This is a genomic window from Collinsella sp. AM12-1, from assembly GCF_003472325.1.
Lineage (GTDB): Bacteria > Actinomycetota > Coriobacteriia > Coriobacteriales > Coriobacteriaceae > Collinsella.
Map to the genome: position 1 here is coordinate 53,756 of NZ_QRLS01000013.1, position 15,779 is coordinate 69,534.

Annotated in this window: 13 protein-coding genes; 8 read left to right on the forward strand and 5 right to left on the reverse strand. The window is 59.3% G+C overall.

The window, feature by feature from the left end; all coding sequences use genetic code 11:
• Positions 1-72 precede the first annotated feature (72 nt).
• Positions 73-1,077: a helix-turn-helix transcriptional regulator gene (locus DW136_RS10060; protein ID WP_199580208.1), complete on the reverse strand. Its 1,005-nt coding sequence runs from the start codon at positions 1,075-1,077 to the stop codon at positions 73-75.
• Positions 1,078-1,374: 297 nt separating this feature from the next.
• On the opposite strand from DW136_RS10060, the gene guaA reads away from it, so the two are divergent.
• Complete coding sequence (guaA, locus tag DW136_RS07530) at positions 1,375-2,355, forward strand: glutamine-hydrolyzing GMP synthase (protein ID WP_118289350.1); 981 nt, start codon at positions 1,375-1,377, stop codon at positions 2,353-2,355.
• 116 nt (positions 2,356-2,471) lie between these two features.
• On the opposite strand, the gene DW136_RS07535 is transcribed toward guaA, so the two are convergent.
• Together DW136_RS07535 and DW136_RS07540 are read right to left on the reverse strand one after the other, a co-directional pair.
• Positions 2,472-3,620, reverse strand: coding sequence for a HAMP domain-containing sensor histidine kinase (locus tag DW136_RS07535; protein ID WP_055252403.1), 1,149 nt, complete (start codon positions 3,618-3,620; stop codon positions 2,472-2,474).
• Positions 3,617-4,291: a response regulator transcription factor gene (locus tag DW136_RS07540; RefSeq protein ID WP_055252402.1), complete on the reverse strand. Its 675-nt coding sequence runs from the start codon at positions 4,289-4,291 to the stop codon at positions 3,617-3,619. The genes DW136_RS07535 and DW136_RS07540 overlap by 4 nt, the downstream gene beginning before the upstream one ends.
• An 89-nt stretch (positions 4,292-4,380) precedes the next feature.
• On the opposite strand from DW136_RS07540, the gene DW136_RS07545 reads away from it, so the two are divergent.
• From DW136_RS07545 to DW136_RS07565, 5 genes are all read left to right on the forward strand, one after another.
• Positions 4,381-4,527: a CD1871A family CXXC motif-containing protein gene (locus DW136_RS07545; protein WP_197032826.1), complete on the forward strand. Its 147-nt coding sequence runs from the start codon at positions 4,381-4,383 to the stop codon at positions 4,525-4,527.
• Positions 4,520-5,431 carry a 4Fe-4S binding protein gene (locus tag DW136_RS07550; RefSeq protein ID WP_055252400.1) on the forward strand — a complete coding sequence of 304 codons (912 nt, stop codon included), beginning with the start codon at positions 4,520-4,522 and terminating at the stop codon, positions 5,429-5,431. The genes DW136_RS07545 and DW136_RS07550 overlap by 8 nt, the downstream gene beginning before the upstream one ends.
• A gap of 35 nt (positions 5,432-5,466) precedes the next feature.
• On the forward strand, positions 5,467-6,429 hold the full coding sequence (locus DW136_RS07555; RefSeq protein WP_117583291.1) for a redoxin domain-containing protein: 963 nt from the start codon (positions 5,467-5,469) through the stop codon (positions 6,427-6,429).
• 226 nt (positions 6,430-6,655) lie between these two features.
• Positions 6,656-8,347, forward strand: a complete 1,692-nt coding sequence (locus DW136_RS07560; protein ID WP_117583290.1) for an FAD-dependent oxidoreductase — start codon at positions 6,656-6,658, stop codon at positions 8,345-8,347.
• Positions 8,348-8,568: 221 nt separating this feature from the next.
• Positions 8,569-11,823: an ABC transporter ATP-binding protein/permease gene (locus tag DW136_RS07565; protein WP_117716805.1), complete on the forward strand. Its 3,255-nt coding sequence runs from the start codon at positions 8,569-8,571 to the stop codon at positions 11,821-11,823.
• Positions 11,824-11,860: 37 nt separating this feature from the next.
• On the opposite strand, the gene DW136_RS07570 is transcribed toward DW136_RS07565, so the two are convergent.
• On the reverse strand, positions 11,861-12,994 hold the full coding sequence (locus DW136_RS07570) for a hypothetical protein (RefSeq protein ID WP_117583288.1): 1,134 nt from the start codon (positions 12,992-12,994) through the stop codon (positions 11,861-11,863).
• Between the two features lie 63 nt (positions 12,995-13,057).
• Complete coding sequence (locus DW136_RS07575) at positions 13,058-13,585, reverse strand: DUF3592 domain-containing protein (protein WP_118289351.1); 528 nt, start codon at positions 13,583-13,585, stop codon at positions 13,058-13,060.
• A 541-nt stretch (positions 13,586-14,126) separates the two neighbouring features.
• On the opposite strand from DW136_RS07575, the gene DW136_RS07585 reads away from it, so the two are divergent.
• Complete coding sequence (locus DW136_RS07585; protein WP_117583392.1) at positions 14,127-15,083, forward strand: tRNA-dihydrouridine synthase; 957 nt, start codon at positions 14,127-14,129, stop codon at positions 15,081-15,083.
• Positions 15,084-15,375: 292 nt separating this feature from the next.
• A partial coding sequence (locus DW136_RS07590; RefSeq protein WP_147351649.1) for a transposase occupies positions 15,376-15,779 on the forward strand: 404 nt, incomplete at its 3' end.

Here is a 15,779-nt window from a genome sequence, read left to right on the forward strand (position 1 = left end):
CCAAAATGTCCAAATTGATCGAGCGAAGCGCCGGGTTCCGGAACGCGTTCGATGCGCTTGGCAGCCCGGTCGCTAACGCAACATGTGCGCGACCAGCTCGGCGCGTGTGCCGATGCCAAGCTTTGCGTATACGCCGGATAGGCGGTTTTTGACGGTGCCCGGCGATACTCCCATATGGCCTGCGATTTCAGCGTTGGTCCATCCGCGGCAGGCGAGCATGGCCATGGTGAACTCTGTGGTCGTTAAATCGTCGGCAACGTCCTCGCCCGAATCGGGGTTGTGGATGCGCCGCCAGCCGTAGCTGAAGCGGTACGTGATCTCGATGATGCGTGCGAAGTCGTCAGGGTATTGCGTTTTTAGGCATGCCTCGATGAGCCCCTGCAAAAGGCCGTGGTGCTCGCCAATGAGCTCGATAAGTCCGTCGGGGCGCGCAATGTCCCAAGCGGCTCCAAAATGCGCTTTTGCGGCGTCGATGTCCTTGAGGCTCATGCATGCCATGGAAGCTGCCAGGTGCAGGAACAGTTCCGAGATGGGATAGCTTCCCTGTTTCATAATTAGGGCGTTTTCCGCCATGCCCAGACTGCGGCCATATTCGCCGCGCAGGTACAGGGCATGCGCCATCACGTAGCTGGCGAACAAGCGCAGGCCTTCGGGCAGATGCGCCGCAAGCGGATAAAACTCTTCGGCAGAATACGGGGAAGGCAAGTGCAGCAGGACGCTCGCGGCCGAGGCGAACAGGATATGCGTGGCGTGGACGGCGGGCGATTCCTCGTCAGTTGGCGTATCGAGGATGCCCGCAAGGCACCGGCGGGCGTCGGCGATACGGTTGAGCGACAGACTGGCGTATCCGCAGATAAAGCATGCGGAATAGCGCAGTGCGGGATCGGTGGCGTCAAGATAGGGGCGCGCCGTCTTGGCAGCAAGGGTGGCCTGTCCGCGAAAGTACAGCGCTTCTGCCGTGGCAATGGCGCGCGAATCGGGGTCGGAAATGCCTGCAACCGCAGCGTCCATCTGCCCCGGCACAAAGGCAGTGCACATCAACGGCATGGGAACGCATGGGTAGCCATCGCAGTCCATCTTCCATCTCCCAACAGCTGGCAACAATAGCAGCAATTGTACTCCTGTTGCTCGGGACTTGAATTTGTGGGTATCGCCTACGATTGTGCCGAACGTATAAAGGAAGAGTCTATTGGCGATGCTCCCAAGGTGGCTACCGAAGCCTAGCTGACCTCGACATTAGGAAAAAATACCACCCCTGTAAAAAGCTCTGTCGCAGCGATGGGAAACGCATCTCGTTCTGCATATAATGAGGTCATGTGACGGTGCGTTTGCATACGTGTAACGCATTCCCATCGAACCGAAAAGGAGCTCTGCATGGATCCCAACAAGCGTCCCGACGACATGGTGCGTATCACCACTCCCGAACTTGCCCAGGCGTTCATCGAAGAGCAGGTCGCTGCAATCCGCGAGCAGATCGGCGACAAGAAGGTCCTGCTGGCCCTTTCGGGCGGCGTTGACAGCTCGGTTGTCGCGGCCTTGCTCATCAAGGCCATCGGCAAGCAACTCATCTGCGTGCACGTGAACCACGGCCTGATGCGCAAGGGCGAGAGCGAGCAGGTCGTCGACGTCTTCAAGAACCAGATGGACGCCAACCTGGTCTATGTTGACGCGACTGATCGCTTCCTGGATAAGCTCGTGGACGTCGAGGAGCCCGAGGCCAAGCGTAAGATTATCGGCGCCGAGTTCATTCGCGTGTTCGAGGAGGAGGCCCGCAAGGTTGGCGACGAGGTTAGCTTCCTCGCCCAGGGCACCATCTATCCCGACATCCTGGAGTCCCAGGATGGCGTGAAGGCTCACCACAACGTGGGCGGCCTGCCCGATGACCTGCAGTTTGAGCTCTGCGAGCCCGTCAAGCTACTGTACAAGGACGAGGTGCGCGTCGTGGGCCGCGAGCTCGGCCTGCCCGAGAACATGGTTGAGCGTCAGCCGTTCCCCGGTCCTGGCCTGGGCGTCCGCTGCCTTGGCGCCATCACCCGCGACCGTCTTGAGGCGCTGCGCGAAGCCGACGCCATCGTGCGCGAGGAGATCGACAAGGCAGGTCTGACCATCTGGCAGTATTTTGCCGTCGTGCCCGACTTCCGCGCCACCGGCGTGCGCGAGGGTAAGCGCGCCTACGACTGGCCCTGCATCATCCGCTGCATCAACACCGTTGACGTCATGACCGCCGAGGTGCCCGAGCTCGACTGGGCGCTGCTCAAGCGTATTGCCGCTCGCGTCACCGCCGAGGTTCCCGGCATCTGCCGAGTGTGCTACGACCTCACGCCGAAGCCCGTCGGCACGGTCGAGTGGGAGTAAGCTAACTCAGCTGGTAGGCGACGAGAACTAGCAGATGTGACAAAGGGACAGTCCCTTTGTCACATCCTCGATATTATGTGCGGGATGGTACGCCACGCGGCGTGCCATCCCGTTCGTTATTTTAATGAGCCGAGTGCGCGAGTGGGAAGAGTCACGAGCATGGTCGTTCCGCGCTCCGAGCTCTTTTCGACCTCGATGGAGCCGCCGTGAAGTGCGGCGATCTCCCAGACCAGCGCAAGCCCCAGCCCCACGCCGCCGTATGCCCTGCTGCGCGATTTGTCGACGCGATAGAAGGGCTGAAAGATGCTCGTCTGGTATTGCTCGGGAATGCCCGGCCCCTGGTCGCGCACGCGTAGCAGCACGCGGTCGCCTTCGGCGCAGGCGTTGATTTGCACGGTCGAGTTGGGCGCGCTATAGCGTATGGCGTTTTCGGTCAAGTTGAACAGCAACCGATAGATCAGCGTGTCGCTGCCGATCGTTTGCGCGTCGCCCTCACTTGTAAGCGTGATGTCTTTTTGCTCGGCAAGGGGTGCCAGGTCCGTGAGCACTTCTTCGATCATCGGCGCTAGGTCAATCACATCGTTGCAAGGGACACTGCGCAGCTCGCTCATCTCGAGCAGGGTCTTTGTCATGTGCGTCATTCGCTCGGTCTGCTCCTGCAGCAGCCCGAGCAGGCTCGCTGTATCGGCGTCGACGTCGGGGTGCTCGGCGCAAAACAGCTCGACCTGGGCCTGCATGAGCGCAAGTGGCGTGCGCAGCTCGTGCGCCGCATTGCCCGTAAACTGTCTTTGTGCGGAAAATCCCTCGTCAAGGCGGGCAATCATGTCGTTAAACGACGCGCTGCAGCGCCTGAGTTCAGAGGGCACGTCCTCGCTGATTTTTGTGTCGGCGAGGTTGTCGGGCCGCACGCTCTCGACTTGCGTCGCAAAGAAGCGCAACGGCCGCAGCGCATGTCCGCTTACAAAGTAGGCCAGCACGCCGCCGAGCAGCGTCACCGCCGCAGTTATATACCAGCTCGTCGCGCCAAACGATTCTTGGGCGTCGTTCACGACGATGGTCAGCGCGTCGTCGAGCTCTTTGTTTGTCGGGTCAAATGAGCTGGGCGAGGCCGCCTCCACCTTGCTGTGCGCCGACGCTTCTGCACCAATCGAGTCCATGTAGCGCATGCCGGAGTAGCCAACCAGGCAATTCATAAGTACGCAGGTCGAACATATCAGCAGTGCCGTCATCAACGTGATGCGCCACTGCAGCGACAACCGCTTCATTTGCCATCCTCCATAACGTAGCCTTCGCCGATTCGGTTGCGGATGGGGTCGTGCCCCAACGCGCCGCGCAGCTTTTTGCGCAGCGACGAGATGTGCACGCGGGTCGCGTTGCTAAAGCTGTTGACGCTGCTGTCCCATACGTGGTCGATGAGCTCCTCCTGGCTCACCGGCCGCCCCTGGTTAAGCATCAGGTATTCCAAGATGCCGGTCTCCTTGCGCGTGAGGGACAGGATCTCGTCGCCCACTGTGGCGAGGCGCGCCTTGGTGTCAAAGCTCAGCGATCCACAGGTTAGAACAACGTCGCTTTGTGTAAAGCGTCTGAGGGTAAGGCTGCGAATCCTTGCCGCAAGCTCGTCAAGATGAAACGGCTTGGTGAGGTAGTCGTTGGCGCCCGCATCGAGCCCCGCTACCTTGTCGGAGACCTCGCCACGTGCCGAGAGCACAAGCACCTTGGTCTCACAATCAGCTGTCCTGAGTTGCCTGAGCACGGTCATGCCGTCGACATGGGGGAGATTGAGGTCGAGCACGACAAGATCAAAGGTCTCGACATCGAGCAGATCGAGGGCCTGCTGCCCGTCGTAGCAGCAGTCGACGCTATAGGCCAAGTTGCGCAGGCTGCGTGCGATCGCATCGCACAGCGCCCGCTCGTCCTCGATGACCAAGATGCGCATAACGTTCTCCTTGCATAATCATTCACGCTTAACACGGATTTTATAGTCGGTATGGTCCAATGGGTCGCGAAACGAAAGGAGTGGTCAGATTGTTCAAAGCGATTAAGCCTGTGGCGCAGGTGGCTTTGCTGATCGTTGGGGTAGCCATGGTTGGCTTTGGAATTATGCGCGGCGAGGCAGATGCCGTGCTGGCCAAGGCAATCAGGCTGTGCTTGGAGTGTATCGGAATTGGATAAAAGAAAAAACACTGCATCGCATCTTTTAGCGCGATTTCGTGGATTGATTCAGGCGGCGGCGACGCTTGCGACCAATATTCACCTGCCTAACTTTGCCAAGGGCGGCATCTACCAGGGAGCGGGCAAAGCCGTCTGCGTGCCGGGCCTCAACTGCTACTCGTGTCCAGCGGCCTCGGGTGCGTGCCCCATCGGGTCGTTTCAGTCGGTGGTGGGCTCGTCTAAGTTTAGCTTCTCGTATTACGTCACCGGAACGCTCATTCTGATCGGCGTGCTGCTGGGACGTTTTGTATGCGGCTTTTTGTGCCCGTTTGGATGGCTACAAGAGCTTTTGCATAAGATTCCCAGCAAAAAGCTCTCCACGAAAAAGCTCAAGCCGCTCACGTACATCAAGTATGCCGTGCTGCTGTTTGCCGTGGTGCTGCTGCCCGTCTTGGTGGTTAACGATGTGGGTATGGGCGACCCGTTCTTTTGCAAGTACATCTGCCCGCAAGGTGTGCTCGAGGGCGCGATTCCGCTGTCCATCATGAACGTGGGAATCCGCTCCGCGCTGGGAAAGCTCTTTTCCTGGAAGCTCGCGATCCTCATTGTGGTTGCGGTGCTGAGCGTGCTGTTCTATCGCCCCTTCTGCAAATGGATTTGCCCCCTCGGCGCATTTTATGCGCTCATGAACAAGGTGTCTTTGCTGGGGATCCAGGTTGACCAGTGCAAATGCGTCTCGTGCGGCAAGTGCGCCAAGGTGTGTCAAATGGACGTGGACGTTACGCGTACGCCCGACCATGCCGAGTGCATTCGTTGCGGCAAATGCGTGGGCGCGTGCCCCGTCGATGCTATTAGCTTTCGCTATGGGCTGGGTGTGACGGGCGACAAACCCGCGCAGTCCACGCAAGCCTGCGAAAACAAATAGGTACCTATATAAGTTTCGATATAAACGGAGGAACCATGAAACTGTCAAAAATTGCAGCTCTGTTGATGCTGCCCGTGCTGGCGCTGACTCTCGCGGCGTGCTCTGCCCCCAAGGGCGACGCGAAGGGTGCTACGAGCGGCGATGCGCAGATTGCCGAGCTCATAGCGCAAAAGCCGTCGAGTGCCGAGGAGGCGGCCGAGCTGTACCAGCAGCTGCTGCAAAAGGAAAACGAGATCTTTGCGAGCGATAACGCCCTATGGGAAAAGGTGTTCCTTGCGGCCAACAAAGACACTCCCATGATTGAGGACGGCAAGAACTACGGTGACTTCTTGCTCGATACCATCGAGGGCGCCAAGGATCAGTTTGCGGCTGACGAGCTTAAGACGCTTAAGGCCGGCGCGCAGCAGGTCAAGGAGATCGAGGACAAGCTCATGGCGCTGGAGAAGGAGTTCCCCGGATGCGGCAGCACGCCCGGCGAGGGGGAGAGCGTCGATGCCTCGACCGCAGGCATGACTAACGGCGAGAGCGGGGAGACGAAGTTCCCCAGCTTTAAGGGCAAGGACTTGGACGGCAACGATGTAAACAGCGACGAGCTGTTCTCCAAGAACAAGGTCACCGTCATGAACTTCTGGTTTACCACCTGCAAGCCGTGCGTGGGAGAGCTGGGCGATCTGGAGAAGCTCAACAAGGAGCTTGCCGAGAAGGGCGGCCAGGTCGTGGGCGTTAATTCCTTTACGCTCGATGGCAACAAAGACGAGGTGGCCGATGCCAAGGACGTGCTTTCCAAGAAGGGCGTGACGTATAAGAACATCTGGTTTAAGTCGGACAGCGAGGCCGGAAAGTTCACCTCCAACCTGTACTCGTTCCCGACCACCTACGTGATCGACCAGAACGGTAACATTGTGGGAGAGCCGATCATGGGCGGCATCAACTCCGCTGAGCAGCGCGAGGCGCTCAACAAACTGATCGATCAGGCACTCGCGAAGAGCGAACAGTAAGTCCGTGGGACAGACAACTGAAGGGGAGTCGCTGGAAACAGCGACTCTTTTTTCTGCTTCGGGGTAGCATCATGGGTATACGTCGAAAGGGCACGCAGCTTTTCGTGCATTGCCCGAGCGGTGCGCGAAGCAACCAAGCTGTGAGTTTTCTTAAGCGTTCTGGGTATGGCAGTGTCAAGAATATCGGCGGCATAAGCGGCTACACGGGAAAGGTGGTGCGTTAGCTATGAAGGTGGTTATCGTTGGAGGCGTCGCGGGCGGCGCATCGGCGGCGGCACGTTTGCGCAGACTCGACGAGCAGGCCCAAATTGTCATCTTTGAGCGCACGGGTTTTGTATCGTATGCCAATTGTGGGCTTCCGTACTACATTGGCGGCGTGATAGAAGAAGAGAGCGCATTGACGCTGCAGTCTCCCAAGGGCTTTTGGGATCGCTTTCGCATTGCGGTCAAGACGAGTCACGAGGTGTTTGCCATCCATCCCGATTCGCATACGGTCGAGGTTCGCAATATGCTGACGGGCGAGGAATTTGTCGAGACGTATGACAAGCTCATCCTGTCGCCGGGTGCAAAGCCGATCCGCCCTGCGTTGCCGGGCATCGACTCGGATAAAATCTTTAGCCTACGCACCGTTGAGGACACGCTGCGTATTCACAGCTATGTTCGAGAGCGGCGACCGAGCAGTGCCGTCGTGATCGGCGGCGGCTTCATTGGCGTCGAGACGGCGGAGAATCTGTGCGAGCTGGGGCTCCAGGTGACCCTTCTGCAGCGTCCCGTCCAGCTTATGAACAACCTGGATTACGACATGGCGACCCTTTTGCATACCGAGGTGCGTGAGCACGGTATCGATCTGCGCCTCAAGGCCGATGTGACAGGTTTTGAGGAAGTTGATGGCCGCGTTGTCACCCATGTTGCGGGCGATGACCCTATCGGAGCCGATATGGTGCTGCTTGCCATTGGCGTGGCACCTGAGAGCCATCTGGCGCAAGAGGCGGGGCTCGAACTGGGCATCAAGGGGGCTATTGTGGTCAACGACCGCATGGAGACCTCTGCTGCCGACGTGTATGCCGTGGGCGATGCCGTGCAGGTCACGCATCAGGTGACCGGCGAGGACGCGGTCATTTCGCTCGCCGGCCCCGCCAACAAGCAGGGGCGTGTCGTCGCCGATGTCATAGCCGGCATGGACAGCTGCTACCTCGGATCGTTGGGCTCATCGGTTATCAAGGTATTCGACTTGACGGCGGCAAGCACGGGACTATCCGAAAAGGCGGCACACGCGGCGGGAATTGACTGCGACAGCGTGGTCCTGTCGCCCGGTTCGCATGCGGGTTATTATCCGGGTGCAACGCCCATGACCATGAAGGTTGTCTTCGAGAAGCAGGGATTGCGCCTGCTGGGTGCGCAAATCGTGGGCATCGATGGTGTGGACAAGCGTATCGACGTTCTGGCGACTGCCATCCAGGCAGGCATGCGCGGCGATAGGCTTAAGGATTTGGACCTAGCATACGCGCCGCCGTATTCATCGGCGAAGGATCCCGTCAATATGGCGGGCTTTATGATCGAGAACCTCAATCGCGGCATACTGGCGCAGTGGCATTGGGAGGATGAGCCCAACTTGCCACGCGATGGCAGCGTGCAGCTGCTCGATGTTCGTACGGAAGGGGAGTATGAGCGCGGGCATATCGATGGTTTCGTAAACATTCCCGTCGATGATCTGCGCAATCGCCTGAGCGAGCTCGACCGGGCCAAGCCGGTCTACGTGATTTGCCAGAGCGGCATTCGCAGCTACATTGCTTGCCGCATTTTGGCGCAGCATGGCTTTGAGTGCTTTAACTTCTCGGGCGGCTATCGCTTCTTTGCAGCCGTGACTGAGGCTCGCCGCGGCAGCGCTAACGTTATGCCGTGCGGGCTCGAAAAGTAGCGCGCATTGGAATGTGACAAAGTGACAGCCTCTTTGTCGCATCGGGGATGTTATATGCGGGATGGTGCGCCATGCGGCGTGCTGTCCCGTTCGTTTTTTGGCGCGGTTCGTTACATTCCTCACTGGTATCGGCCAAAAATGAGGATAGAGTAGGACAAGCGCGCCGAACGTGAACGGCGGGGGAGCGGGCGAGCGCGCCCGCGCGAGAGAGGTTGCCGTCCATGCTGGATCTCAGAGTTATTTGCAAAAGGTACGTTACGCAGTCGTTTACGCAGGTAGCGCTCGACAGCGTAAGCCTGTCTTTTCGCGATAACGAGTTTGTAGCCATCCTGGGTCCCTCGGGTTCGGGTAAAACTACGATGCTCAACGTCATTGGTGGACTCGACCATTTCGATTCCGGCGACCTGCTGATCGATGGCATCTCGACCAAGGATTTCAGCGACCGCGATTGGGATGCCTACAGAAACAATCGCATTGGCTTTGTGTTTCAGAGCTACAACCTCATTCCGCACCAGAGCATTTTGGAAAACGTGGAGCTGGCGCTTACGCTCACGGGCGTGGGACATGCCGAGCGCCGCCAGCGTGCGCGTAAGGCGCTCGAGACGGTTGGTCTGGGCGAGCACGTTGACAAACGCCCGAACCAGCTTTCGGGCGGGCAGATGCAGCGCGTGGCCATTGCCCGCGCCTTGATCAACGACCCCGAGATTGTGCTGGCTGACGAGCCGACCGGCGCCTTGGATTCAACGACGTCCGTGCAGGTTATGGATTTGCTCAAGGACGTTGCGCGCGATCGTCTGGTCATCATGGTCACGCACAATCCCGAGCTGGCGTACCAGTACGCCACGCGCATCGTCAGCCTGGCGGACGGCAAGGTCACCGACGATTCCGACCCCTTTGATGTGGCCACGGTCGCACATCGCGAGGCAAAACCCACGCGCAAAACCTCGATGAGCTTTATGACGGCGCTGGGGCTTTCTGCCCGAAACCTCATGACCAAGAAGGGCCGTACGGCCATGACTGCCTTTGCAGGTTCGATTGGCATTATTGGCATCGCGGCGATTCTGGCGCTCTCCAACGGCGTAAACGGCTACATCAAAAAGGTCGAGGAGGACACGCTCTCAAGCTACCCGCTTACGATTTCCAAACAAGATTACGACCTGTCGTCTATGATGGGCGGACAGGGGGGCACGGATGAGGAGGCGTCCAAGGGCGAGGACTCGTCCGATGGCGCTACCGGCGGCAAGGCTCAGGGGACCGATAAGATCCCTGTGGTCACGGCCGTAAAGGACATGTTCGCAAGTGTTAAATCTAACGATATGACGAGCTTTAAGGCATGGCTTGACGACGGCGGCAACGGTATCGACAAAGAGGTCAACGCTATTCAGTATGGTTACGGCGTGACGCCGGTTGTCTATCGTTCGAGTAAGGGCGACGAGAAGCCCGTTCGCCTTGTTCCCAACGCTATGACCGAGGCCATGAGCGGAGGCGCGAGCTCGGCGGCAACGGTGAGCATGGATTCCATGGGAACGTCGGTCTTTAACGAGATGATTGACGACCAGAGCCTGCTCGACAGCCAGTACGATGTCGTTGCCGGCCATTGGCCTACGTCCGCCAACGAGGCCGTGATGGTGCTTTCGAGCCGCGGAACGGTGGGCGACTACACGCTCTACAGCATCGGCGCGCTGGATATCGATGAGCTCAACGACCTGGTTAACAGTGCCATGACGGCCGACGGCAAGGTCAAGACGCCCAAGACCGGCAGCGACTTTACCTACGACGATGCACTGTCCACGACGTTTAAGGTGTTGTCGCCGGCCGATGCCTATCGCAAAAACGAAGAGACCGGCATGTGGACTGACATGTCTGGCGACGCCGACTTTATGAAAGCCAAGGTTGCCGACGGTATTGACGTGCGCATTGTGGGCGTGGTGCGACCCAACGAGGCGGCAAACGCGAGCGCATTGTCCCCGGGCATTGCCTATACGCATGCGCTGACTCGCCAGCTTATGGAGCGTGCTGCCGATTCGCAAATCGTGCAGGAGCAGCTTGCCCACCCCGAGACGGATGTCTTTACGGGCAAGTCTTTCGATGAACTGCAAGGCGAGGCCAAACAGGGCGTGGATTTGGGCAGCATGTTCGGTGTGGACGAAGCGGCGCTCAAGAGTGCGTTCTCGTTCGATACGTCGGCGCTCTCGGGTGCGGCCGGCGGTATAGACCTTTCTGGTATCGACTTGTCCGGGCTGGACCTTGACCTTTCGGGCGTTGGGAAGGACATCGACTTCAGCGACATCATGGCCAAAGCGCCGGCCCCAGATTTCTCGGGCATCTTTGACGGTCTGGAACTCACGCCCGAGCAGATGCAGCAGGTAGGAACGCTTGCCAACCAGCTGTTTGAGGGCTTTCTGCAGTCTGATCAGTTTAAGGCGCTGTCGCCCGAAGATCTTAAGGACGCGTCAAAGCTTGCTGCCGCATTCTCGGCGTATCTTGAGAATGATGCCGCAGCCCAGCAATGCCTGGCTCAGCTCAAGGCGTTGGGCGGCGATGCCTTGGCCGAGCGTCTGCAGCAGGTGATGGGCGACTATGTGCAAAAGCAGCTGGCTCCGTATTTGCAGCAGTCTATGGATCAGGTGATGAAGGCGGTCAGCGAGCAGATTGCGACGACGGTATCAACCCAGCTCAAGGCGGGTGCGGCAGGGTTCATGGACCAAATGGCGACGCAGATGTCTTCGAGTTTTGCCAACCTGGCGAGCGCCATGCGCGTGGATGCGGGCGCCTTTGCTCGTGCCATCCACTTCAACATGGACGCCGAGGATCTGAGCTCGCTCATGATGAGCTATGCCAAGGCGTCGAAGCTCACCTACGACAACAATCTGACCACGTTGGGCTATGCGGACGAGGCGGACCCCATTTCGGTCAAGATTTTCCCGCGCGACTTTGAGGCCAAGGAGCGCGTGCTCGATTACATCGATGCGTACAACAAGCAGGTCAAAGCTGCTGGCCACGATGAGCAGGCAATCTCGTATACCGACTACATGGGCATCATCATGGGCTCGGTGACCGACATCGTGAATACTATCAGCTTGGTGCTCATCGCATTCGTGAGTATCAGTTTGGTGGTGAGCTCCATCATGATCGGCATCATCACCTACATCAGCGTGCTGGAGCGCAAAAAGGAGATTGGCATCCTGCGCGCGATCGGCGCGTCAAAGCGCAACGTGGCCAACGTATTTAATGCCGAGACCTTTATCGAAGGCCTCATTGCCGGCGTCTTTGCCATTGTCGTCGTGGTGGCCGTGAGCTTTCCGGTTAATGCCTGGGCGCTTGCGGCCAAGCAGGTGCCCAACCTGATGAGCCTGCCCGTTCAAGACGCGCTGATGCTCATTGTAATTTCGGTGCTGCTGACGGTCGTTGCCGGCCTGCTGCCGGCTCGCAGCGCATCCAAGAAAGACCCTGTGGAAGCCCTACGCTCCGAATAATGTGACAAAGGGACAGTCCCTTTGTCACATTGGGTGGCTAGCTCGTTTTGCCCATCAATGTGATACGGATGCTTGGATGGGTGTACTCGTCAAATTCATCCTCGGGATCCGTGTCAAACGAATAGTACGTTTTGATGGGGTTGTCACTCGTCCTGATGGAGATTCTCTCGTAGAGCGAACCGTTCAAAAAAGCCTGCCTAAACTCTTCGGGGAGCTTTTGCGGTGCTAGGAGCTCGGGACTCACGGTCTTGACGTCTACGGTTTGGACGACAGAGGAAAGTTCGTCCAAGTCGAGCTCGATGCGGGCGAGGTTGTCCTCAAGGCTCGCGTCGGGGTCGATCTCTGCCGCGTAGCTCACTTCCGTGAGCGTTCCCTTGTTGTCAAAATCCAGGTACGTATAGGTCTTCTGGGCATCGGAGTCGCCGTCGTGCAGATAGCTGCGGACGTGATAGCCGTAATCTTGATATCGCTCGTAGGGGTCATCGGCGGACACGTACTCGCATGAGGGCTCTAATGCCTTGCGTGCGATGGCGATCTGCTCGGCCGCGGCCGCGGCGTTCTCCTGCATCTCGATGTTTCCCTGCGCCAGCTGCGGGATATAGGCGCCGCACACGATCGCGAGGGGCAGCGCCACAAGCGCGACGACCCACTTCTTTGCACGGGGGACAGGCACGCCACAGGCCTCTGCCATGGCCCTTGCGTTGGCGAAGCTTTCGGCAAGCACGTCTGCCGCGGTGGCGACGGCGCCTACGGCAGCGGCGACTTCTGCCGCGCCGCCCAGGTTGCGTGCGGTCTCGTTGTCGCTGTTCTTGAGCAGGCGTGCGGCGGCCTGCGTGCCAACAACGCCTGCGATTTGTGCCGAGCGGTCTTTCTCGCTCTGCTCGATGGCGAGCCGGTTCTGCATTTCCTTCCACTGCTTGCCGCGCATGCCAAAACGCGGCGCGAGGGCACAGTAGCAGAATATGACGAGCTCGATGGCGGTGAGCACCAAGGCGGTCATCATGCCCGTCTCTTGGAAGCCTTCGTGATGGAAGACGATGTCGTCGATCATTTCGAAAGGAATAATCAATAAGGGCAGCACGAATGCCATGGCAAGCGCCGCGCCGGCAACCTTGGGACAGATGCAGTATCGCTGGATGCGCTTACGTTCTTGTTCGGAAAGTGTTGCCATGGCTGATCCTTGGTGTCGTAACGGTCGTTGCGGCGCATGGGGCGCGGGGCGCATCAGTTTGAGCTAGCGCTGGATAAGAACATAGAGCAAGATGCTCATCGCGATGAGCAAGAAGCCTGCGATGTTAAACATCAGTGTGGCAAAGTTGCCCACGATGGGGCGTTCGACATAGCTTTTGTCTGGGTTGCTGGGGTTGTAGTGCACGGTCATTTGGCTACCGAGGGGCCAAAGCTGCTCCGCGAGGGTGCCTAGGCGGGCGATGGGGCCTGTCTGCACGTGCAGCCAGCCCTTGGCGTCTTCGTAGGCGGTGGCTTGCGTGCGGATGGGGAGTCCCGACAAGCTTTTGGTCTTTATGCCACGGAATTGTTTTTTCGCGCGGTATTGCGTGCCGTCGACGGTGTATTCCAAAACGGGATTCATTCTGCCTTCACCCATAAAGCGATGGTCGATGACCGTCCCCATGGTCACGGCGGTACAGGCCTTGGCTTTTTTGCGGGCGGCGGCCTTCATGAGCGCGCTCACTCCGATAAGCAGGATGCCGATGCCCCCAACCAAGATGAGCGCGAGCAGGGATATCTGCGACGTGGTCACGGCGTTCTCCTTTGGCGCGATACCGTCATATGTGACCCAGTATAGAGAATCCCGCCATCGATGAGCTATTGCGGGGGGGGGGGGGCAATTCTGAATGTGACAAATGGACTGTTCCTTTGTCACATCGGGGACTGCGGAATCGAGGTCTAATACTTTTCCCGAGAAGTGAACGAGTGAAAACGGACTCCCGAAGCATCGACACTTTTGGCGTGCAATTTCCTGCGATTTTGCCAGTCAAATCCTGCGGTTTTGACGCCTAAAAATGTCAATGCTTCGGGGGTCCAAATACAGCCGTTCACTTCTCGGGAAAAGCATTAGACCTCGAAATATGGGCGGCGTTCGCGAACGGCAACTAGCTTGCGTCCGGTAGCCGGCACTTGGGGCAAAGGGACTGCCCTTTTGCCCCTTCACCATTGCATCGTATCTGGTGTGGAAAAAATATCGCCTGCGTTCTCGCGCCTGCGAAGAGTTCCTGAACCGCTTGAATGGGATGTGACAAAGGGACTGTCCCTTTGTCACATTGATTTGAGAGTGGATGTTGATGAATTTATCGCTGGCCCCTATGGAGGGGATTACCGGGCATGTGTTCCGTCGCGTGCATGCGGAGTGCTTTGGCGCGCTCGATTGTTATTACACGCCGTTTTTGCCGCCGCCGCGGGTGGGCAACCGCTTTGGTGGCAAGGCGTTTAAAGAGGTCGATCCTGCCAATAACCAGGGGCTTAACGTAGTACCTCAGCTGATGTCCAAGAATGCGGACGAGTTTGTGTGGGCGGCGCAGGTGCTCGCCGAGATGGGGTACCGCGAGGTCAATCTCAACCTTGGCTGCCCCTCGGGTACGGTTGTTGCCAAAGGCAAGGGTTCGGGCTTTCTGCGCAACCTGGATGAGCTCGAGGTGTTCTTGAGCGACGTGTGCGAACGCTCGCCCTTGCCGGTGTCGGTCAAGACCAGGCTGGGGTTGGAAAGCGATGACGAGTACGAACGCGTGCTCGACCTCTATTGCCGCATGCCGCTGGCAGAGCTGATCGTGCATCCGCGCGTGCAAAAGGACCGTTATACGGGCTCGCCGCGTAAAGAGTTTTACGGCGAGACGTTGGAGCGGGCGCCGTTTCCCGTGGCCTATAACGGCGACATCTTTGATCTTGAGGACATGGATGCGCTGGTGGGGGCCTATCCCGGAACACGCCACGTAATGTTGGGGCGCGGCTTGCTCGCGAATCCCGCGCTGGCTCGCATGGTTAAGGGCGGCTCTGCCGCCACGGCTGCCGAGTTGCAGCGCTTCCACGACACGCTGTTTGCGGCCTATGCGGACGAGATTGGGGGCAACGCGGTCTTTCGCATGAAGGAATGGTGGTTCTACGCCAAATGTGCCTTCGCCGATCCCGCTACCGTGCACAAGCTCGTGCGCAAGACCAAAAAGGTCGACGAATACCGCGCCGCCGTCGAGCGCGTCTTTCGCGAGCAGCCGCTCGCGCCTGTTGCCCGCTTTTGTGGCTACTAGTCGTTGGGGACGTTCTTTAACGACTAGTCATTCAAGAACGTCCATTACAGTCGAAATTGTCAGCCCGGGACCGTCTCGGGCTACGATTGAGGCGCGCCCAGAACGGGCCGCCGACCGGGCGCCCGCGCACGGCCGAACGTCCCTGCCCCCGAGAGGGCCCGTTGGGTGCTGCCGGCGCGGGACGCGCCGCCCCCGACGGCTGATAGGAAAGTGCCGGGCAGGCGCCGCGGCTGGTAATGTGAGTGCCGAGGGGGAGGCCATCCGGTCGAACGACTACCGGAAGGATACCACCGTGAAAGCGCCATCCACCAGGCCCGCGGCCGTGCTCGGCCTGGACGTCGGCAAGTCATCGCACTGGGCCCGCCTGGTCGACCGCGACGGGGAGGTGCTGGCCAGCGCCCCCGTCCGCAACAGGGAGGCCGAGCTCGACGCGCTGTTCGCCTCCGCGCCCGCCGGCACGCTCGTCGTCGTCGACCAGTTCCGCAACATAGGGTCCCTCGCCGTGAGGCGGGCCCGCGCCGCGGGGCTCGGGGTCGCCCACCTGCCCGGGCTCGCCGCCAGCCGCGCCGCCGGCCTGTTCGCCGGCGAGGCCAAGACCGACGAGCGCGACGCCGAGGTGATCGCGCGGACCGCCCTGGGCGTGCCGGACTCCCTGTCGGGGGTCCCGGGCCGCGGCGAGGCCCTCGAGGCCGCCCG